The organism is Aquifex pyrophilus (assembly GCF_054656935.1).
In genome coordinates this window covers 20,685-41,128 of the sequence record NZ_BAAHXJ010000012.1, presented here as the reverse complement: position 1 = coordinate 41,128, position 20,444 = coordinate 20,685, and the positions used below count along the sequence as shown (strand labels likewise).

Genomic DNA, 20,444 nt, shown 5'->3' with positions numbered 1-20,444 from the left:
CATGGAGTGGCTCGGTTACGTAATAGTTTTCGGAATAGTCATAGTTTTCATGGCTATAGCTGTTTACAACAGGGCTACCGAAGCTGCGGAGTTCTACGTTGCGGGAAGAAGAATACCCGCTTTCTGGAACGGTATGGCGGTAGCGGCGGACTGGATGAGTGCCGCGTCCTTCATCTCAATGGCCGGAGCCCTATACGCTCTCGGATACGACGGACTCGCCTACATAATGGGATGGACCGGAGGATATGTCTTACTCGCACTCCTTATAGCTCCTTACCTCAGGAAGTTCGGTAAGTTCACCGTTCCCGACTTCATAGCGGAAAGGTATGAGAGCAACTTCGCAAGACTCGTAGCTTTAATAATAGCGATAATCATAAGCTTCACCTACATGGTAGGACAGGTGGCAGGTGTTGGTATCATAATGGGAAGACTCTTCGGCGTTCCTTTTGAAATAGGTATAGCGATAGGTATGGTCGTTATAATAGCGACCACTGTAATAGGGGGAATGAAGTCAATAACGTGGACCCAGGTCGCCCAGTATATAGTTCTCATAACCGCATACCTCCTCCCCGTTTCACTCCTTGCAATGCAGTGGTTCGGAGTGCCCCTACCCCAGTTCCTATACGGAAATGTTCTCCAGTGGATTACGGACCTTGAGACCCAGCACGGCATAACGCCCCACTACGTGGAACCCTACGCCAAATTCACGATGGTTCAGTTCCTCGCTCTCATGTTCGTCCTCATGGCAGGAACCGCAGCACTTCCCCACGTCCTCATGAGATTCTTCACAACACCCTCCGTCAGGGACGCGAGATTGAGCGCGGGATGGGCACTCTTCTTCATAGCAATCCTCTACCTCACCGCCCCTGCTTACGCCGCCTTCTCAAGGTATGTCATTCTTAAGGACGTTGTAGGAAAACCCATAGACCAGCTCCCCGCATGGGCTCAGAAGTGGGCGGAGGTCGGACTCTTTAACGTAATAGACAAGAACGGGGACGGCATAATCCAGTGGGCTGAGCTAAACATACACAGGGATATAATCGTTCTCGCAACGCCCGAGATAGCGGGCTTAAGCTTACTCGTCGGATACTTCGTAATGGCAGGCGGTTTGGCTGCTGCACTCTCAACCGCTGACGGACTACTCCTCGTTATAGCAGCCGCAATATCAAACGACCTTTACGCTAAGATGATTAACCCCAACGCTCCCGAAAAGAAGGTGGTTATGCTCGGAAAGGCTGCGGTTGCGGTTGCGGGAGTAATAGGCGGTTTCGTCGCAGCTATGAAGATAGGTTTCATCGTTCAGATAGTTGCTTGGGCATTCTCACTCGCTACAGCATCCTTCTTCCCGGCACTCGTTCTCGGTATATTCTGGAAGAGACTAAACAGACAGGGAGCAATAGCGGGAATGGTCGTCGGACTCCTCGTTACGATTATCTACATATACCTCAACAAGACACAGGGCTTCTCAATAGCGGGAATACAGCACACCGCTTCCGGAGTTTTCGGCCTTATAGCAAACCTCATAGTTTCCTACATAGTTACGATGATGACGCCTCCTCCCTCCGAAAGAGTCCAGAAGCTCGTTGAGGACATCAGGTATCCCAAGAAGATTCACGAGGTATGATAACGGACGTAGAGGACTTCTTAAGAACCCACTACCCCTTTTCCTCCCTTCCTCCCCCCTCCCTTGAAACCCTTTCAAGGAGCATAAAGATAAAGTATTATCCGAGGGGAAGCGTTATATTCACCGAAGGTTCAAAGCCCCTTGAGTATCTCTACCTCATAAGGAAGGGAAACGTATCACTCAAAAAGGACGGAAGGGAAATAGATTTCCTTCAGGAAGGGGACACCTTCGGTTATGTATCCCTCCTTACGGGAAACCCGCCCACATCAACGGCGGTTGCGGAAACCGACGTTATACTTTACCTAATCCCGAAAGAGATATTTTTGAAGCTTGTTGATAAGTATCCCGATTTCAGAAACTTCTTCACCTCCTCCCTCGCAAAAAAGCTCTCCCACGCAAAGGAAGCGGTAAAGAAGGAAAGCAGTTTTGAGAAGTTCTTAACCCTTCAGGTAAAGGATTTAAAAATAAGACTCGTTCCCTTCGCAAAGGAGGAGGAAACAGCCTTAAACCTCTCAAAGAAAATGGTTCAAGAGAACGCAAGCTGTGTGATAGTGGAGGGAGAGAGGGAAGGGATAATTACGGAAAGGGATATCCTGAAAAAGGTCGTAGCGGAAGAGAAAAACCCCTCAGAAGTTAAGGCAAAGGAGATAATGAGCACCCCTTTAATATCCGTCTCCCCCGAGGACTTCCTCTTTGACGTTATACTCCTGATGGCTAAACACAACATAAGGCGTGTTGTCGTAAAGGATAACGGGAAAATACTCGGCGTTGTTGAGGACAGGGATATAATAGCCTTTGAGAGCCAGAACACCCTCGTTCTCGTAAAGGAAATAGAAAAATCAAGGGATATAAGGGATTTATCCTATCTCTACTCACTCATAGACGATACCGTTCTAAACCTCTTCTCGGAAGGCGTTAGACCCGAGATAATAAGCAAGCTCATAGCTGAGCTTAACGATAAGTTCATATCAAAGGCGGTGAGGTTTGCGATAAGGGAGGTGGGACTTGAACCTATAGTTCCCTTTAGCATTCTCGTCCTCGGAAGCGAAGGGAGAAAGGAACAGACCCTCAGAACGGACCAGGACAACGCACTCATTTATGACGATACATATCCCTCCCTTGACGTTGACCTCAAAGAATACTTCAAAACCTTCGGTGAGAAGGTATCCGAGATTTTACTCAAGATAGGCTTTCCCCCCTGTCCCTCAAACGTTATGGTGAGAAATCCCGAGTGGAATAAGGGAAAAACGGACTGGATAAAAACCCTTGAAAGCTGGTTTTCAAGACCCGAGCCCCAGAACACCTTAAAGCTCGGCATATTCCTTGACTTCAGGAATGCCTTCGGGGATAAAACCCTTGAGGAGGAATTGAGGGAAACGGTTTTTAAACTCGCGAGGGAGAACGAGCTTACAATAGCCTACATGCTAAAGGATGCGGTAAGGTTCAAACCCCCCCTGGGACTCTTCGGAAGACTGAAAACCGAAAAGAAGGGAATAGACCTGAAGAAAGGAGGTATATTCCCCATAACCCACGGAGTAAGAGTTCTCGCGGTTAGAAACGGCATAAAGGAAACGAACACCCTTGAGCGAATAGATAAACTTAAAGAGATGAATGTAATCCCCGAAAACCTCTCGGAAGACCTCTCGGAAGCCTTTAAATACCTCCAATACGTAAGGCTAAAATCCCAGACGGAGAAACTAAAGCTCGGAGAAGAGCCGGACAACTACGTTAACCCCGATATACTCACAAAACTTGAAAGGGACCTCCTTAAGGACGCCTTCAAGATAGTTGAGGAGTTCCAGTCCTTCATTGAGAACAGATACCTCCCCTATCTTCCCTCATGAGACTCCTTAACTTTTTAAAGAAAAAGCTCCTCCTAAAGCGTGCTAAAAATTCCCCCTATTTTAAGGATTTTTACGAGAACGTTGACCTTAATAAAAAAGTTTACGAAACAACTTTCGTCGTTTTTGACTGCGAAGCGACGGACCTCAACGTAAAAAAAGCTGAGCTCCTCTCAATAGGTGCACTGAAAGTAATAAACCTCTCGCTTGACATATCCACCCTTTTTTACGAGCTCGTAAAGACGAATGAGATAAAAGCCGCAGAAATACACGGAATAACGAGGGAAGACATAGAGAAGATGGGAAAAGAGCCCAAAGAGGTAATTAAGGATTTTTTGACATATATAAAGGGATGCGTTCTCGTCGGCTTTTACGTAAAGTATGACGCAGCCCTCGTTGAGAAATACTCAAGGCTTTACTTTAATTATCCTTTAATTAACTACAAGCTTGACGTTCTTAGCCTTTACACGAGGGGGTATTACGGAGGGAAGAGCCTTGACGATATAGCGAGGGAATACGGAATAGAGCTAAAGGGAAGGCACAACGCCCTTGACGACGCTTACATTACCGCACTGCTATTTTTAAAGCTTATTTACCCTTATAGAAATGAAAGATTAAAGGATTTACCTCTATTTATATAATTTGTTATAATTTTAGGTCTAAACCCTCAGGAGGAGAAAGATGAGCAGCGAGCTACTCCGCAAGATTGAGAAGAAATACCTTCCCAAGAAGGAGTATCCCGACTTCAGAGTTGGTTACACCGTAAGGGTTTACTACAGGATAAAGGAAGGGGACAGGGAAAGGATTCAACCCTTTGAGGGTGTAGTTATTCGTATCAGAGGAAGCGGTGCAGGGAAGACCTTTACAGTTAGAAGGGAGTCCTTCGGAGTGGGGATAGAGAGAACTTTCCCTTACTACAGCCCCAACATAGAGAAAATAGAGGTCGTAAAGATAGGTAAGGTGAGAAGGGCTAAGCTATACTTCCTTAGAGAGCTCAAAGGTAAGACCGCGGAAAGGAAGATTAAAGAGATTAAGTCCTGGGAATACGAGGCAATGCAGAAGAGAAAGGAAGAGGCAAGAAAGCAGAGGGAAGAGGAAAAGAAGAAACAAGAACAGCAGGAAAATGCTTGATTACGAGCTAAAGCTCTGGGAAAAGGGACTCACCGTTGCGGGAGTTGATGAAGCGGGAAGGGGACCCCTTGCTGGCCCCGTTGTTGCCGCCGCCGTAATACTTCCCCCGTTTACCGAGCCCTTTATAAAGGGGGATTCAAAAAAACTCACAAAGGAAGAGAGGGAAGAGGCCTATGAAGAGATTAAGAAAAGAGCCCTTGCGGTAGGGACCGCGGTAATTGACAGCGTTGTGATAGACAGGATAAACATACTAAGGGCGACGAAACTCGCGATGAAGAGAGCCCTTGAGGACCTAAAACACCATTACGACATAGTCATTACAGACTACGTAAAGCTTGAAGGTGTGAACTGCATACCCTTAGTAAAAGGAGATGAGAAAAGCCTCTCCTGTGCCTGTGCCTCAATAGTTGCTAAGGTCATAAGGGATAAGATTATGGAGATTTATCACAGGATATACCCCGAGTTTGACTTTATTTCAAACAAAGGATACCCAACGAAGAAACATATGGAGTTAATTGAAAAGGGAAAAACAACGGAGATACACAGAAAGAGCTACTCCCCCTTAAAAAACAAGCTCTTTTAAAGGACTTTCTATAAACTTCCTCTCTATCACGGGATAATCGTTCTTAACGCCTTTTGAAAGGAGTATCTGGAAAACGTAATTTGAACCTATAAGGAAGGATACTGCGGCAGATGTTAAATAAAGTTCCCACATTCTCACGAAGCGTTCACCGAACATCTCCCTGACTTTATCAACGTTTTTCAGGAATCTCTCCTTCCACTTTTGTAAGGTCCAGTAGTAATGCATTCTCCAGTTGTCAAAATCAATGAGGTAAAACTCAAGTTCCCTTAAGCTTTCCTCAATCTCCGATATGGAGGGCAGATACCCTCCCGGGAATATATACTTCCTTATCCACCTGCTCTGAGTGTCCGGATGGAACTTGCCAATTGTGTGGAGCAGGAAAAGACCCTTATCCTCCATCACTTTGTAAACCGTCTCAAAAAAGAGTCTGTAGTTTTCCCTTCCAACATGCTCAAACATGCCCACAGAAACGACCTTGTTAAACTTCTTTCCGAGCTTGGGCAAATCCTTGTAATGGAGCTTATAAACCTCGACCTTTCCCTCAAGTCCCCTTTCCCTTATTTTCTCCTTCACGTATTCATACTGATTGTCCGATAGGGTTATCCCGACCGCATTAGCGCCGTAAACCTCCCCCGCTTCAAGGATTATAGAACCCCACCCGCAACCTATATCAAGAAGCCTGTCCCCCTCCTTTAAACGGAGCTTCTCAAAAATTATCCTTCTCTTTAAGCTCTGGGCCTCTTCAATGCTCATCTCGGGATTTTCAAAAAAGGCACAGGAGTAAGTCATACTCTCATCAAGCCATAGCTTATAAAAATCGTTCCCGAGGTCGTAGTGGTGCTTTACGTTCTTCTCATCCCTGAACGTTCTGAAAAGAGGAATGTGCCTGAGAATACTGAAAAGCTTTTCCTTTTCCGTATCCCTGAATACCTTCATCCCCCTCTTTATAACCTCTTCAAGGCTTCCCTCAACGTCTATATCCCCGTTCATATAGCTTTCTCCGAAACCCATCTCGGGGTCCCTGAGCGTATAACTCAAGGCATCCCAGCTTTTAAAACGAACGAGGTGTTTAACCTCTCCCTCGGGTATTCTTTTTCCGTCGGGAAGCTCAACGCCTATTTTTTCCTGGTATCCATCGTTTAGCTTGTTTACTATTCTTTCAATTATCGTCTCTTTTATCATAAAAACACCCCCCTCTCTTTAAAAATTTAGTTACGACTTATCTCATTGACATCCCCAGTGTATATTTATATGCTTTTAGCATGGTTGAGATACTCGTAGCGGAACACGCGGGATTCTGCTTCGGTGTAAAGAGAGCCGTAAAGCTTGCGGAGGAGAGCTTAAAGGAAGCGAGGGGGAAGGTTTACACCCTTGGTCCGATTATACACAATCCTCAGGAAGTTAATAGATTAAAAAGCCTCGGTGTATTTCCGAGCGATGGTCAGGAATTCATGGAAGGGGATACCGTCATAATCCGTTCCCACGGCATACCCCCCGAAAAAGAAGAAGAATTAAAGAGAAAAGGCCTCAGGGTGATAGATGCAACCTGCCCCTACGTTAAAGCGGTTCATGAAGCTGTTTGCCAGCTCACTAAGGAAGGTTATTTTATCGTTCTCGTAGGCGAGAAAAACCATCCCGAAGTTATAGGAACTCTCGGATACCTGAGGGCATGTAACGGAAAGGGAATGGTGGTTGAAACGATGGAGGATATAGGGGAAGCCTTAAAATACGAGAAGGTTGGGATAGTAGCCCAAACGACCCAGAACGAGGAGTTCTTTAAAGAGGTTGTAGGCGAGATAGCACTCTGGGTTAAAGAGGTAAAGGTTATAAACACGATTTGCAACGCAACATCGCTGAGACAGGAAAGCGTCAAGAAGCTCGCCCCCCAAGTGGACGTCATGATAATAATAGGCGGGAAAAACAGCGGAAACACGAGGAGGCTATACCAGATATCAAGGGAGATAAACCCGAGAACCTACCACATAGAAACCGCTGATGAGCTTTCCCCCGATTGGTTCAAGGGCGTAAAAAGGGTAGGTATATCCGCAGGTGCCTCAACCCCCGACTGGATAATAGAGGAGGTTAAGGATAAAATAAAAGAGATATGCTCAGGCTCCTTGGTCTCCTAACGGTTCTGTTTATATTCACCTTCGCATCCCTTTACGAGGAGCTTATAAAAGAGCAGGTAAAGGAACTTCCCCTTGATAAGGCTGTAGTTGTAGGGAAGGGAAGTAAAGAGTTGATAGTATTCGTTAACCCCGATTGTCCCCACTGCAGAAAAGAGTGGAAAAAGTTGAGAAATCACCTTGATAAGCTAAAGATTTACGTATTCGTAATACCCTTCAAGGGCTGGGGAGAGGAGAACTTAAAGAAAGCCTACTACATAGTTTGTTCAGAAAATCCACAAAAAGCCCTTGATGAGGTCCTTCTCGGAAAGCTTGACGACAAAGAGATAAACCCGAATAGATGTGAAAAGCTTAATTACCATTTAAAGGCTGCGGATTCTGTAGGGCTCAGAGCGGTTCCCTTAAACATAATTCCGGACAAGGGAAAGGTAATAGAAGGAGAATCCCCCAAACTTTTCTATTACTTGGAAATAGAAGAGTAAAAAAAGAAAAGAAGAGGATTTAAGCCTGCTGGAGGGCAACCTCGGGTTTGGGAAGCCAGGGCTCTATACCCTGTTCCTTAGCCCACTGGTTTGCAAACTCGTAAGCAGCCCTTGCGGTAGCAATGTTTTTCTCTATGAGCTCAAGCTTCTTCTTAAACTTCCTTTCTATTGCGGAGTCAAGAGATGCGGTACCACCGGAAGCTACGAACTTCTTAAGGAATCTTGCCTTTATACCCTCTTCTATGGATTCCATTCCGACGATTTGGGTAATTCCGAAGAAGGCACCAATCATAGCCATGTTTGTTGCGAGTTCCGTTCCGGCAATTTCAACCGCGAACTTCGTTGCGGAGAAGTTAAATATCTTTACATTCCTCTCCTCAAGGAAGGCCTTATCCTCTTCGGAAAGGAGGTCTTCTTCCGCGTTTATTATGATAAGTCCGTTCTTCTTTATACCGGAGTAGAAGGGCATCGTGTAGGATTTACCCATCGTTATAACCTGGGAGTGGAAAACCATTATGACGTCGGGGTAAACAACCTCTCCCCTGTCGTATATGGGCTCTATCCCTATTCTTACGTAACTTTCCGAAGGTGCCATTCTCTTTTCCGCACCGTAGAAGGGGTTTGAGACCGCGTAATAACCGGCGTGGTCCGCGGCGGTAGCCATAATGTGGGCGGCGGAAACAGCACCCTGCCCACCTATTGCGGGCATTCTTACGTTAATTCTTCTCCTTACGGGTTGGCTCATAACAGACCCTCCTTCTTCTTCCTTTCTATAACTTCCTTAGCCTCATCGGTCATATATTCAAAGAACTTGAACCTTTCCTTATCCCTCTGCCTCATTTCCCAGAGACCTTGGTCGGAGTTAAGTCCTATCTCAAGTATGCAGGGAGTGTAGAGGTGTATGTATGTTGGTCCTACTTCCCTCGCAACGTATATAGCCTTCTTAACGACCTGCTCAACCTTCTTGGGTGAGGAAACCGTTAGCCTTGCTACGTAGTGGCATCCGGAGTCTATTGCAAGTTGCCACATGGGAACCTTGTCCCACTGCTTTCCACCGGGAGCCATTTTGAACTCCATTCCCCTGGGAGTTGCACCGCTGTCCTGTCCTCCCGTGTTCGCGTAAACCTCGTTATCAAAGCATATCGTCGTTATCTTCTCCTGTCTGAAGAAGGACTGAAGGGTGCAGTCAAGTCCTATGTCTATGGTAGCACCGTCCCCTGCTATAACCACAACGTCCTTAACCTTGTCGGGGAATCTCCACTCAAGAACCCTCTTAATTCCCGAAGCCACAGAGTTCTGGTTTCCGAATAGGGGGTGAACAGTATGGAGTGCTATGTGGGGGAATACGAGGGATGTGCATCCCGTTGAGTTAACTATTACCGTATCCTCGGGGTTAGGAAGAGAAGCGAGGATGTATCTGAATGCTGCAGACTCGGGGCATCCCGCACAGAGGGAGTGTTCCTCTATGAGCTCCTTTGAGTAGGGAAGGTCCATAACCCCCCTCTTGGGATTGCCCCAGGTTGCCTTCTCTTCAAGGTCAATAATTTCTTGGGGCATGAACTCTTTTAAATCTTCGTTAATCTTGAATATCTTAACCGACATGTTTCACCTCCTTACCAATAAGTCTAAGAACTTCTTGAACTATGAACTCAGGAGGCATGGTCATACCACCACCAACTCTGGGTGTTCCGAATATGGGAATATCCGTGTGTCCGTAAAGGGCCCTCTTGACTTCCCTTTCAAGCCATCCGACAACGTTGAACTCGGGAATGAATATGTACTTCGCACCCTTTACCGCTTCCCTTACCTCTTCGGTGGGGAAGGGTCTTATCGTCTTTATCCTGAGAACCCTTGCCTTTATGCCTTCCTCGTGTATGAGTATCTGGGTAGCTTCCTTAGCCTGTGCTGCAGCGGTTCCGCTCGCTATGAAGAGAACCTCTCCTTCGGGGTCTCCGAAGTGTTCAACAAGTCCCCTGAGGTAGTGTTTTGCGTAAGGCCTTGACCTCTCTATTGCAGCCCTAACTTCAAACTGCCAGCTTGCGTGAGTTGCGTAAGAGATGTAGTTTGACTTCATTACGAAGGGGTCTCTCATGAACCTTCCGGGAGGCATTTCCATATCTATGGGGGGCATGGGTGCCTTATAGGGGTCATAAGGAGGCAGTGCTATATCCTCGGGAGGTAGGTAAACCGCTTCCCTCGTGTGAGATATGAAGAATCCGTCTATAGCTGTTATAACGGGAACGTGAACGTCGGGTTGTTCCGCTACAACAAATCCCGCAATTATCATATCAAAGAGCTCTTGGGCGGTTTCCGCGTGCCATACCATACATCCCGTATCAAGGAGGAAGTACATCTCAAGGTTATCGGGCTGTATGGATAGAGGAGAGTTTATTCCCCTTGCCATGAGGACGAGCTGTATGGGAAGTCTTGAACCTGCCCACATCGGGAAGAGTTCCATAGCCCTGAGCGTTCCGGGTCCGGAGGTTGTCGTTATCGTCCTCGCTCCCGCCATTGCACATCCGGCTACTTCGGACATAACACCGAATTCGGACTCACCCCTGAAGTAAACGCCTATATACCCTTCCCTCCAGAGCTCTCCGAGCATGTGTGCCGCTTCAGATTGGGGTGTTATGGGGTAAGAGATTGACGCGTCAACGCTTGCCCTCTTTGCCGCTTCCTTTACCGCTTCGGAACCCGTGATGAAGTGTTTCGTTCTGGGAGCTTCAAAGAGAAGGTAATCGGGGGATACTATGCGTTGGCCCATTCTATTGTATCTGACCTTCTCGGTCTTTACTTGTTGTGCCATAATACACCTCCTTTTAAAAACTTTTCCTTAAATTTAAATCCCTACCCTCCGATGGAAATATGAGCTAAACCTCATTTACCGAGCTCTCTCTTAACCTCTTCCGCAATCCTTATAAACTTCTCAAGGTCTTCCGAGTGCTGGTCCCTGAGCGTTATCATCGCGTCCTCGTGTCCCGCCATACTGCACATCGCTATCGTGAAGCAGTCCGTTTCCGCCCTTATTATCTTGAGTGCAACGTTGGCATAGTGGCAGTGAACGCCTATGAATATGCACGCCTTTATCTTGTTGTGCCATATGGTAAGGTTGGGATGGTTCGGATTTATCTCCTTTTCGGGGTCAATCTTCGGATACTTGGGTCTGTAGTCGTACATGGGAATGATTTTTGCTCCGAGAACCTCAGCCATTTTCCTCACGAGTTTTGCCTTCTTCTTTGCCTCCTCGTTCCAGGCGTATAGAACTTGGGGTCCGGGGAATATCGTCGGGTTGTCCCTCGTCAGCATTGCCTTTGCGGCTTCCCTCATTGCTATTTCTTCGTCAACTATCTCGTTGAACATTAAAGCCTTTCCAGGAGGAGGTGTTAAAACGCCTTCCGTGACAGCAACGGGATACGGGGAGTATCCCGAAGGACCTAACTTTGCCATACCTTACCTCCTTACCTTACTCCCGCAACGTCCCTGTTTTCCGCATAGACCATCTCAATGGAATCACGCTTCAAGAGGTCAGAGCAGACGTAAACACAAAGAGCACATCCTTTACATCTCAATGTATTAACGTAAGCGTGATGCCCTTCATCTGTATACATCAACGTATTGGGCTCGGGACAGAAGAGGGTGCACTGCTTACAGTTGTATTTTGAACACTCATCACGAATGACCTGAGCAACGTAGTACATTACCTCTTCCTCCAAAAAGGTTTTGTGAATTAAAATATAAAGGCTGTTTAATAAATTTACAAGTGAAAAGCCCCTTAAAACAGCATTTTAAATTTAAATTTTATGATTAAAATCATTTAACCGCTATATGAAATTAAGTTTCAATACTTATTTAAATTTAAAAGATTTAAATTTAAAAGGAGGTGGATACATGTTAAAAAAGAAAGTGTTTGTTGCTACAATTCCTTTAATTCTTTTCTCTTGCGGAGGAGATATTCCGAAAGAAGAAATAATTGAAACTAAAGTTCAGAATCATAATCCTGAACCGAATATTCCCCTTGAGTGTTATACGGATACAGGCATAGCAAGGCAAGGAAGGGCGATAGCAAATCCCTGTTACGTTTGTCACACAACCGCGAATACTCCTTACGCTAACGAGGTTGAGGACTACGATTTACAGCTTGTCTATGATTTCCCGGAAGAGATTAAGGAAATGGGAAATCCGTGGCTTAACGCTATTAAACCGGAACTCACAATAGGTCATATTCCGGAGCCTTCAGATGAGGAAATATGGAGCTGGATAAGAATGAACAACTGGACAGAGGCTTACAATAACAGAAAAGGAGAACTTGAATACTTCCCCGATATACCTCCGATTTACGCTTACGAAAACGGTTCTTACAAGCTTGTTAATCTTGATAATGAGGGTTTTGTTCTGGACGAAAATGGAAACTATACGGGATGGAGGGTATTCAAGTGGAAACCTTTCCCGGGATTTTTCCCGACGAACGGCAGGATAGACTCAACCTTTATAAGGCTTCCTGAGAAGTTCAGAACCAAAAACGGAAAGTTTGACAAGGAAACCTATAAGAAAAATCTCGCAATACTTGAGTGTGCGGTAAAGGGCGTTCAGGTGGGAGAGACATGTTCGGGAACGGAAATAGGAAATTTTGAGCTTCCAGCATATTACGAGGGTGATGCGAAAGATGTTCCTGTTATAACCTATCAGTATCCTCCGGGAACGGAATTTGCTCACCCCCTTTACTACCTTGACCCCGAAAACAGCATATCCTTCAAATCCCTGAGAATAAAGGAGATGAGGTATATGAAAAAACTCGCTTATGCGGATACGAGGGAAGGAGGCGGAGAGGAAGAGGAAGAAGAGGAAAGCTTCTTCTGGGATAAGGGAAGGTTCTTTAACGACTCGGGATACTGGGAAATGAGAGCATTTATAGAGGATGAAAACGGGAAACTGCGCCCCCAGACAGCTCAGGAGAGTAAGTTCTGTATAGCTTGCCACGGAGGTATAGGCGGAACGGTTGACGGAACCTTTACGTTCTGGAGGAAAGTCCCCGGCAAGAAAGGATGGATGGAGCAGGATTACAACCTCACCGTGAAAAATATAAAGGACTGGAATTACAAGTATCTTGAAAACGCGAACGTGGGGCCAACCCTGAAGGAGCTTGTAAAACTTGCAAAAGGAGAATACCAGCTTTACTTTGCCCTTACCGCGGGAGGAGACCACTTCAGAAGCAATGAGGAAATACTTTCTAGGATTAGCAAGGATACAAGTAAGATATCCCCTGTCCTTTCTCCCGAAGAGAACATAATTACAAATCCCGAACTCATCAATTACCTTGACGAAGATGGATATATAAAGCCTGAGCTGTTCCTGCCGAGTGAAGCAAGGGCACTGGGAATAAATAAGCAGTATTACCGAATAGTTAAGGCCCAGGCTTTCATATTTGGAAGGGACGTATTTGATAAACCCTTCGGTATTTCAAATGGAGGAAACTCCCTTGAGGACCTGAAAGCTGTTGATTCAACAGGCGTTAGGGAAAGCGGCATATGGAACATCCTGAGAACGCTTCTTAAGTTTGGAGATACGAAATAATTTCACTTGACATAAATGAAAAATATTCCTATAATGTAGTTAGCAATAAAAAGCGAGGGGTTGCGGAGAAGTTCACAAACTCCCTCCCTCCCCCTCCCTCCCCCTATGTTTTTTTGGCCTCCCGCCCGGGAGGCCCTTTCTAAATTATTAACCTATGGTGCACTTCATTTCTGACACACACTTCTACCACGAAAACATAGTGAACCTGAACCCAAAGGTTAGGTTCGTTGGATTTGAGGCCCTAATACTGAATAACCTTTACCAGACCTTAAGGGAGGAAGATACCTTATTTCACCTGGGGGACTTCACCTGGCACTTCAACGATGAGAAGGGATACCTAAAAATCTGGAAGGAGCTCCCCGTAAAGAAGATTTTGGTGATGGGAAATCACGATAGGAATAAGGAAAAGCTGAGGGAGTTTTTTGACGAGGTTCACGAGTTTTACACAATTATTGAACACGAAGGAATAAGGATTCTCCTCTCCCACTATCCTGCCCTTGACCCGCTTACCAAACGCTATCCCGAAAGGCAGGAGCTTGTGAGGGAGATATACTTCAAGGAAGGGTGTGAGCTATTAATTCACGGACACGTTCACTGGAATGAAGAGGGTATAAAGTGCGGTTGTAGGGAAGTGGGGATAAATTGTTATAACGTAAACGTTGAGTGGAACGGATACAGACCCGTGAGCCTTTCGGAGATTCTTGAGGAGGTTGCAAATGAACAGAATAGAGTACTTTAAACAGCTTCTTGAGAAGAGTCCCGATAATCCTATGGTTCATTACTCCTTAGGTCTTGAGTATTACAAGGCTAAAGATTACGAGAACGCTATAAAGCATTTAACAAGGTATTTGGAACTTCAGGAAGATGAGGGAGCTGCTTACAGAACGCTAGCAAAGTGTTACGAAGAGCTGGGAGAGTTCCATAAAGCGATAGAAGTTCTTGAAGAAGGTATAAAACAGGCTATGAAGTATAACCACCCCTCAATGGCCCAAGAGTTTCAGCAATGGATAGAGGAGCTGAGGAGAATGAGCTTTTAAATCATGCTCCTCAAAACCTCCCTCGTTACAGGTATTGTTTCCGCGTAAAGCTTCCTTTCCCCGTTAATCATCTTTGCAACTTCCGCAAAGGTTAACATTATTCCTCCGAGAATATCCCCCTTCTTCTTGTGAAGTTCCTCATCAAGGGGAGGGAGTGCCTCCTGAACCTTAAGAAGCTCCTCCTCAAGCTCAGCGAGGTAATCTATGAAAGCCTTCAAAACCTCTTCTCCCCTGTCCTGTATAAACCTGTTTATGTTTCTCTCAAGGTCCTCAGTTATGGGAAGGTCGTTGTAGGAGACGTAATCCCTTCCGTTGTAGTTGGCATTTTCTATTCCCTTTCTGAGAAGCTCCTCGTATATTTCAACAACCGTTTCGGATATAACTTCTCCTTTGTCCTTGTGTTCCTTAATGTCAAGCCCCACCTCTTCCCTGAAGAGCTTTTCTATGTAGGGAAGGTCCATTGGCATCTTTCTTCTTATGGGAAGTTTCCTTAACCTCATGTCAATTGATTATAAAGTATTTTCCTGAAGCTTTCGGGCATTCTTGAGGGGTCAAGCATTCTTAGTTTTCTCTCTATTATTTCCTTTGAGTATTTCTTTACGTAGTAGTCTATGGTCTCAACCCTTATCTTTACGCTTCCCGAGGGCTTTGTTTCGTCAAGGTCACCAAACTTGAAGTAAAGGGTTCCCGAGGCCTCAACTATTTTCTGAACGGGTGTGTATGTGGGCTGGTCCATACCGCACTCATAACTTGATAGCCTGACGACCGCCGTTATCCAGGGAAATCTCGCGGCAAACTTAGCACCCCATATTATCTCGTTCGTATTCGCGCTGTAAGAGGAAACCCAAACATCGGATATATCAAAGGGGGACTTTATAACCCCCTCCTCAACTTCCCTCCCGAAAAGCCACTCAAGTATATCCTCGTCTATAGGTAGATACTGACCCCACACTACGGGATAACCGCAGTTCTGGAACTCAACGTCTATCTCGTGCCCTATTCCCGGGTCCATGTGGTATGGTCTTGCGAGTATGAGTATGCAGGGGTGGTTTTCCTTTGCGCACCACTCAAGGATTTCCCTTGATTTCTTCCTCATCTTTTTGTTAAACCTCTCAAGCTCCTCAAGACCTTCCTTTACTGCTCTCTCAACCTCTTCGTAGCTAACATTCAAAACATCTTTGAAGGCTTCGTAAAGCTGTTTCGGAAGAAGATGGGGCTCCGCAAAGCTCACAAAGGGGGAGACGTATCTAACACCGAGTTTTTCAAATACATTTTCCTCCTTTATAAATCCCGCCTTTATATTTTCGGGTGCCATTGCAACCCTCGTGCAGGAAAGGGAGTCAACGACGTGTCCCCTCAGGAAGGAGGGAAGGGAGTAAATCATCGGGACGAGGAGTATATCTATCTTCTTCGTGAGTAGTTCACCTATGTGTCCCGCGAGGGCTTTAACGGGATAGCAGGAGTCCATACCTATCCTTCCCTTTCCGAACTCCCTGTATTGCTCCTCGGAGGTATCGGAGCTGAATATAATGTTCTTGGGCTTTATTCCAAGGGATTTGAGGAACCCTATCCAGAACCTGTGGGTTGACCATATATTTAAGAACTTCGGTATCCCTACCCTTATATTTTCCCTTTGTTTCCTCCTATCACCGCCGGAGGCGGTTCTTTTTTTAAAAACCTTTAAAAGGAGCATACTACACCTCCACCCTCGTATTGAAGGCCTCTCTCTGGACGAACTGGGCAACGCTCGGGAACTTCTCTTTCATCTTCTCCATCTCTTCTTTTACGACCTTTAGTTCGTTCTTATCCTCCACAAGACCCTTGGGGCATGCGTTGTTCACGATAATTCTCACCCATCCCTCGGGCAGTGGAACCTTTGACCAAGGCCTTCCCTTTCCTCCGGGGAGTTTGACGTCTATGAACGTTCTCTTACACTCAACGGGACACCACTTGCATACCGTATCCTCAGACGTTGTCGTCTTATACTCAAGATTTTCTATGGTTTCAAATCCCCTGAAGGAGGTTTCCCCCGTCCTTTCGTAGTTTTCAAGGGCTATTAACGCCGCACCAATCGCCCCCGCTTCCCCCGAGTAGGGGTGAACGACTACTTCCGCGTTTGGAATTTTTGACCTCAAAAAGTCAACCTGTGCCTTTACAACCGCAAGGTTTCTGTGCGTTCCCCCTTGAAGTATAATCTTCCTCCCCACGTTCTGGAAGTTTGTTATATTTCCCGCGTATATCCAGACGTTCTGGGGAAGAACCCAGCAGAGAGCCGCGAGTATCTCGTCCGCGTTCCACCCTTTCCTCTGCTGGTTCACTATATCGCTCTGGAGGAAGACACCGCACCCCATCGTGAGTTCGGGCATAGCTTGGGCTTTAAAAGCTCTTTCCGCTATCTCTTCAAGGGGAATGCCGAACCTCTCCGCAACCCCCTGCAGGAATGCACCGTTTCCCGAAGAGCACTGGGAATTTAGTCTGAAATCAACAACCGCCCTGTTTCTTATGAGTATTATCTTTACGTCCACTCCCCCAACGTCGCATATGCAGTCCGCATCGGGGAAGAAGTGAAGCCCCGCGGTTGCGTGGGCTACCGTCTCAACGATTGCAACATCCGCACCGAGAATATCCTTGAGCAGGTCCTTCCCGTATCCAGTAACGCCGAGCCCGAGAACCTTTGCATCACCTATTCTTTCCTTTATCTTTCTGAATAAATACTTAGCATCTTCTATGGGATTTCCCTTACTCAACGTGTAAACGGAAAAGAGTATCTCCTTATTCCTGTTTATACAAACCGCTTTCGCGGTCGTTGAGCCGAAATCGCAACCAATTACTACTTCTTTTATCTCACCCTCATAGGGTTTCCTGTTCCTGTATGCGAAGACCTGAGGCTCGTAAATTTTCCTGAAGGATTCAAGCTCTTCTTTTGTTTTCCAGAGTCCTTTTCTCCCTTCCTTCTTTTTCTGCTCGTGCTGACCCTCTTCTATCCACCACCTAAGTTTATCCTTCCCCTTGTATAATCCGTTCTCCTTTGGCTCCGCAAGTGCTGTAAAGGCACACCCGAGGGCTGCGTAGTAAAGGGCGTTTTCCGGAACTATTATCAGTTCCTCGGGCTCTTTTCCCTCGGGAAGGGGAACATTCCTTTCTTCCCACAGCTTCTTAAGGTGATGTCTCCAGGCTTCCTGAAGTCCCCTGAAAAAGAGGTTGGGACCTCCGAGAAGGAGGACGTAAGGCCTCGGAGTGTTTCCCTTCGTGAGAACCGCAAGGTTCTGGTAAACGACAGCCTCGAAAAGGCTCGCTATTATCTCCTCCTTCGGAACGCCCGCCTTTACGAGTGTATTTACGTCCGCCTCCGCAAAAATTCCGCACTTTGAACTTACCTTATGTATCTGATATCCCGCGTATCCCATACGGGAGAGCTCCTCCGGGGGAATGCCGAGCTTTCTTGCAGCCTTCTCTATAAAGCTTCCCGTTCCTCCCGCACAGGCACTCTGCATAAAGACCTGTCTCGTCTTTTTATCCCCTTCCCCGTTGAAGAAAATGGTTTTCATATCCTCCCCGCCTATCTCGGATACAAAGCGGACTTCCGGGTGGAGCTTCTCAACCGCGGTAGCTACCGCAACCACCTCCTGAACGAACCTCGCACCTATGAACTCCCCTATCGTTCCCCCTCCGGAGCCCGTTATGTAAACGCGGTCCCTACCCGCCTTAAATCCGTGTTCCTTTTCAAGTCTCTCCAAAAACTCATGAACCTTCTCCGCCTGCCTCGTGTTATGCCTCTCGTAAGCTTTGTCTATTATCCTTCCTTCTTCATTTAGGAGAATGTATTTACAGGTTGTAGAACCCACGTCAAGACCTAAGATAAGCATATTTACGCCCTCCCCATCAGCTTTGCGATATGCATAACGTAGTTTGCAGCGGTTCCCGCGTATCCGTAATGGGGAACCTTGTATGTAGCCTTCTTTATCTCGGGATTCTCCTCTTCGTAATTCCTTATATCTTCCTCGGTTAGTTTCGTTCTCTCCATAACCTCCTCAAACTCCTTTACAGCCCTTTTCTTCGCTTCCGTGAGTATCATCTGACAGCGGGAGAGTGCGTGAACTTCTGAATCTCCTTTAACCTCTATGGGTGCGTAAAGGAGGTCGGGATGCTTTCCTAAAACAGCCTGCATAGCCCCTATTGACATAGTGTTCGGCATGCATCCGTAGGGCGATAGCTCGCAAATCATGTGAGCGTGCCTGTTTAGGTGTGCGTAAAGGGCTTTTCCTATAAGCATAAAGCCCTCTCCTCCCGCAAGGAGATAATGGAAGTAGGGCTTTGCAAGTTCCCTCAGCTTTCCTTGAGGGGGAAGCTCATTCGGAATATTGTTAAGTGCTCTCCTCAGCCTGTTGTAAACGAAGTGATAGAGCTTTATTATCGTTTTTACCGCAAGCTTCTTGAGGTAATACTTATCCGTGAACTCCTTACTTTCCTCAAGTCTCCAGAGGAACATGTGAAGGAGGTAATCCATCCATACCGCTACGGGAGGAGGTATCACCTCAGCACCTTCCTTTTCAAGCCATCTCTTTATGTTGTAGTTCCCGTCCCCTTCATGGGTCTGAAGCCAGAACTCACCCGTTATCTTAACCTTCGGTTTTACCCTTAACCTGTCAACCTCAATCTCTTCCCAGAGTTTCCTCACTTCCCTTAAAGCCTTCACGTAGTAATCCGTCGTTATATGCCAGAGGAAGGAGCCCCACTTCTTTCCCTTGTTCGGTCTCTTCTTAAGAGCCTCGTAAAGTATCTCTACGCTTTCTTTCATAGCCCTGTCCGTTTCTCCTGGAACCTTTTCGTAGGGTCTTGTCGCATACTCCATATCCGTGAGTAGGTCTCCTATGAACATCGCGTGAACGAGGTTAAGGGTGAGGGGAACGGTTATCTCTATTCCTCCTTCGTTCTGTTCAAGCTGAAGGAGGTCAAGGAGGAATATACGGAACTCCCTTAAGTTAAGACCTTCAAGAACTCTCTCGTAGGATTCGTGATACTGCCCGAACCTGCAGGGCCCGCACGCCCCTATCGTTACAAAGGCGTACCTCTCTTTAAGTTTATCCCTTCCCTCCTTTTTCTCGGTCTCTATTAAGAACCTTGCAAGATTTCCCGCGGTGAACGTTGTGGGACAGCATGCCCCCGTATCTATATACTCCTTTCCTATATCAAGGTCTATTCGCTTTATCTGGGGAAGGGGTTTTGCCCTGTATCCCGCGTTCTCAAGAGCTCCCTGAATTAGCCTCTCGTGCTTCCAAGTGAGTCCACCGAAAACAATTGTAACCTTATCCCTCTCTTCCCTCTTTATGGGCCTCGGCCTGTAGGCCCTGTAATGCTGAACCACTTCCATGACTTCTACCTCCCTCTTTTATAAGAACTCCCTTAAGACCTATGCTTATTATTTCTTCCGCAACGACCTCAGGAGGTATCTCCCTCCCTCCGATAAGTCCCCTGATAACCTCCTTCAAGGTCCCGACGAGAGCGTAGGAGAGAATCTCTGTATTCACTTCTCTTATTATTCCGAGGGAAACTCCCTTATCAAGGGAGCTCTTTACCGTTTTCCTCACCTCTTCAAAGAACTCGTCAACAACGGAAAAGAGTTCCGGGTCGCAGTTCTTGTTCAGAACAATTCGGGCAAGCTCCCTCTCCTGAAGGGCATAATCAATCACGTTTATTATGTTCTCCTTGAGCTGTTCAACGGGGTCCCTACTCAGGTCTATAACCTTTATCCTCTTTTTAAGCTCCGTTATAACCTCGTTTAGTATCTCCTTAAATATCTCCTCTTTGCCTTTAAAGTAGAGGTAAAAAGTTCCCCGTGCCACTCCCGCCTCGTCTATTATGTGGGATATCTGGGCATTGTGAAATCCCCTTTCCGCAAAAACCTTTTTCGCAGCCCTGAGGAGCTTCTCCCTCGTCTGGACTGACATGTCAGTCTAATAATCTTCCGATTGGAAAAATATTTTATGATTTAAGTCATAGGGAAATCAAAGAGGAGCTAAGGGAAGTAAAGAGTGAAATAAGAGAAATT

21 protein-coding genes are annotated in these 20,444 nt (G+C 46.3%); 10 read left to right on the top strand and 11 right to left on the bottom strand.

The window, feature by feature from the left end:
- Position 1: 1 nt before the first annotated feature.
- The 5 genes from ACYQZ0_RS07360 to ACYQZ0_RS07340 are packed head-to-tail and all read left to right on the top strand — an operon-like array spanning position 2 to position 5,179.
- Entirely contained in the window at positions 2-1,624 is a 1,623-nt protein-coding gene (locus tag ACYQZ0_RS07360; RefSeq protein WP_459775950.1) for a sodium:solute symporter family protein, read from the top strand.
- Entirely contained in the window at positions 1,621-3,468 is a 1,848-nt protein-coding gene (locus ACYQZ0_RS07355) for a putative nucleotidyltransferase substrate binding domain-containing protein (protein WP_459775949.1), read from the top strand. The genes ACYQZ0_RS07360 and ACYQZ0_RS07355 overlap by 4 nt, the downstream gene beginning before the upstream one ends.
- Complete coding sequence (locus tag ACYQZ0_RS07350; protein ID WP_459775948.1) at positions 3,465-4,106, top strand: 3'-5' exonuclease; 642 nt, start codon at positions 3,465-3,467, stop codon at positions 4,104-4,106. The genes ACYQZ0_RS07355 and ACYQZ0_RS07350 overlap by 4 nt, the downstream gene beginning before the upstream one ends.
- A gap of 40 nt (positions 4,107-4,146) precedes the next feature.
- A complete protein-coding gene (rplS, locus tag ACYQZ0_RS07345) occupies positions 4,147-4,596 on the top strand; it encodes a 50S ribosomal protein L19 (RefSeq protein ID WP_459775947.1) in 450 nt (149 codons plus the stop codon).
- Positions 4,589-5,179, top strand: coding sequence for a ribonuclease HII (locus ACYQZ0_RS07340; protein WP_459775946.1), 591 nt, complete (start codon positions 4,589-4,591; stop codon positions 5,177-5,179). The genes rplS and ACYQZ0_RS07340 overlap by 8 nt, the downstream gene beginning before the upstream one ends.
- Here ACYQZ0_RS07340 and ACYQZ0_RS07335 read toward each other — a convergent pair.
- Complete coding sequence (locus ACYQZ0_RS07335) at positions 5,159-6,361, bottom strand: class I SAM-dependent methyltransferase (protein ID WP_459775945.1); 1,203 nt, start codon at positions 6,359-6,361, stop codon at positions 5,159-5,161. The genes ACYQZ0_RS07340 and ACYQZ0_RS07335 overlap by 21 nt on opposite strands.
- Before the next feature lie 80 nt (positions 6,362-6,441).
- Here ACYQZ0_RS07335 and ispH point away from each other — a divergent pair, with 80 nt between their 5' ends.
- A complete protein-coding gene (gene ispH, locus ACYQZ0_RS07330; protein WP_459775944.1) occupies positions 6,442-7,308 on the top strand; it encodes a 4-hydroxy-3-methylbut-2-enyl diphosphate reductase in 867 nt (288 codons plus the stop codon).
- Positions 7,284-7,787 carry a thioredoxin fold domain-containing protein gene (locus ACYQZ0_RS07325; RefSeq protein ID WP_459775943.1) on the top strand — a complete coding sequence of 168 codons (504 nt, stop codon included), beginning with the start codon at positions 7,284-7,286 and terminating at the stop codon, positions 7,785-7,787. Before ispH ends, ACYQZ0_RS07325 begins: the two co-directional genes overlap by 25 nt.
- A gap of 19 nt (positions 7,788-7,806) precedes the next feature.
- Here ACYQZ0_RS07325 and ACYQZ0_RS07320 read toward each other — a convergent pair whose 3' ends face one another.
- From ACYQZ0_RS07320 to ACYQZ0_RS07300, 5 genes are all read right to left on the bottom strand, one after another.
- Complete coding sequence (locus ACYQZ0_RS07320; RefSeq protein ID WP_459775942.1) at positions 7,807-8,532, bottom strand: 2-oxoacid:ferredoxin oxidoreductase family protein; 726 nt, start codon at positions 8,530-8,532, stop codon at positions 7,807-7,809.
- On the bottom strand, positions 8,529-9,389 hold the full coding sequence (locus tag ACYQZ0_RS07315; RefSeq protein ID WP_459775941.1) for a thiamine pyrophosphate-dependent enzyme: 861 nt from the start codon (positions 9,387-9,389) through the stop codon (positions 8,529-8,531). Before ACYQZ0_RS07315 ends, ACYQZ0_RS07320 begins: the two co-directional genes overlap by 4 nt.
- Complete coding sequence (locus ACYQZ0_RS07310) at positions 9,379-10,593, bottom strand: transketolase C-terminal domain-containing protein (RefSeq protein WP_459775940.1); 1,215 nt, start codon at positions 10,591-10,593, stop codon at positions 9,379-9,381. The genes ACYQZ0_RS07315 and ACYQZ0_RS07310 overlap by 11 nt, the downstream gene beginning before the upstream one ends.
- A gap of 71 nt (positions 10,594-10,664) precedes the next feature.
- Positions 10,665-11,234, bottom strand: coding sequence for a carbon monoxide dehydrogenase beta subunit family protein (locus ACYQZ0_RS07305; RefSeq protein WP_459775939.1), 570 nt, complete (start codon positions 11,232-11,234; stop codon positions 10,665-10,667).
- A gap of 11 nt (positions 11,235-11,245) precedes the next feature.
- Positions 11,246-11,485 carry a 4Fe-4S dicluster domain-containing protein gene (locus ACYQZ0_RS07300; RefSeq protein ID WP_459775938.1) on the bottom strand — a complete coding sequence of 80 codons (240 nt, stop codon included), beginning with the start codon at positions 11,483-11,485 and terminating at the stop codon, positions 11,246-11,248.
- 190 nt (positions 11,486-11,675) lie between these two features.
- On the opposite strand from ACYQZ0_RS07300, the gene ACYQZ0_RS07295 reads away from it, so the two are divergent.
- The 3 genes from ACYQZ0_RS07295 to ACYQZ0_RS07285 all read left to right on the top strand — a co-directional run bounded on the left by ACYQZ0_RS07295 (position 11,676) and on the right by ACYQZ0_RS07285 (position 14,395).
- Positions 11,676-13,358, top strand: coding sequence for a hypothetical protein (locus tag ACYQZ0_RS07295; protein ID WP_459775937.1), 1,683 nt, complete (start codon positions 11,676-11,678; stop codon positions 13,356-13,358).
- A gap of 154 nt (positions 13,359-13,512) precedes the next feature.
- On the top strand, positions 13,513-14,097 hold the full coding sequence (locus ACYQZ0_RS07290) for a metallophosphoesterase (RefSeq protein WP_459775936.1): 585 nt from the start codon (positions 13,513-13,515) through the stop codon (positions 14,095-14,097).
- Positions 14,075-14,395 (top strand): tetratricopeptide repeat protein, encoded by a 321-nt coding sequence (locus tag ACYQZ0_RS07285; protein ID WP_459775935.1) that lies wholly within the window; start codon positions 14,075-14,077, stop codon positions 14,393-14,395. Before ACYQZ0_RS07290 ends, ACYQZ0_RS07285 begins: the two co-directional genes overlap by 23 nt.
- On the opposite strand, the gene ACYQZ0_RS07280 is transcribed toward ACYQZ0_RS07285, so the two are convergent.
- The 5 genes from ACYQZ0_RS07280 to ACYQZ0_RS07260 are packed head-to-tail and all read right to left on the bottom strand — an operon-like array spanning position 14,392 to position 20,343.
- Positions 14,392-14,895 carry a DUF1931 family protein gene (locus ACYQZ0_RS07280; RefSeq protein WP_459775934.1) on the bottom strand — a complete coding sequence of 168 codons (504 nt, stop codon included), beginning with the start codon at positions 14,893-14,895 and terminating at the stop codon, positions 14,392-14,394. The genes ACYQZ0_RS07285 and ACYQZ0_RS07280 overlap by 4 nt on opposite strands.
- A complete protein-coding gene (locus ACYQZ0_RS07275; protein ID WP_459775933.1) occupies positions 14,892-16,088 on the bottom strand; it encodes an acyl-CoA dehydratase activase-related protein in 1,197 nt (398 codons plus the stop codon). The genes ACYQZ0_RS07280 and ACYQZ0_RS07275 overlap by 4 nt, the downstream gene beginning before the upstream one ends.
- Position 16,089: 1 nt before the next feature.
- Complete coding sequence (locus tag ACYQZ0_RS07270; protein ID WP_459775932.1) at positions 16,090-18,261, bottom strand: BadF/BadG/BcrA/BcrD ATPase family protein; 2,172 nt, start codon at positions 18,259-18,261, stop codon at positions 16,090-16,092.
- Between the two features lie 2 nt (positions 18,262-18,263).
- Positions 18,264-19,766: a hypothetical protein gene (locus tag ACYQZ0_RS07265; protein ID WP_459775931.1), complete on the bottom strand. Its 1,503-nt coding sequence runs from the start codon at positions 19,764-19,766 to the stop codon at positions 18,264-18,266.
- The gene (locus ACYQZ0_RS07260) at positions 19,702-20,343 is read right to left on the bottom strand and encodes a TetR/AcrR family transcriptional regulator (RefSeq protein WP_459775930.1); all 642 of its coding nucleotides are present in this window, start codon (positions 20,341-20,343) and stop codon (positions 19,702-19,704) included. The genes ACYQZ0_RS07265 and ACYQZ0_RS07260 overlap by 65 nt, the downstream gene beginning before the upstream one ends.
- Positions 20,344-20,444 lie beyond the last annotated feature (101 nt).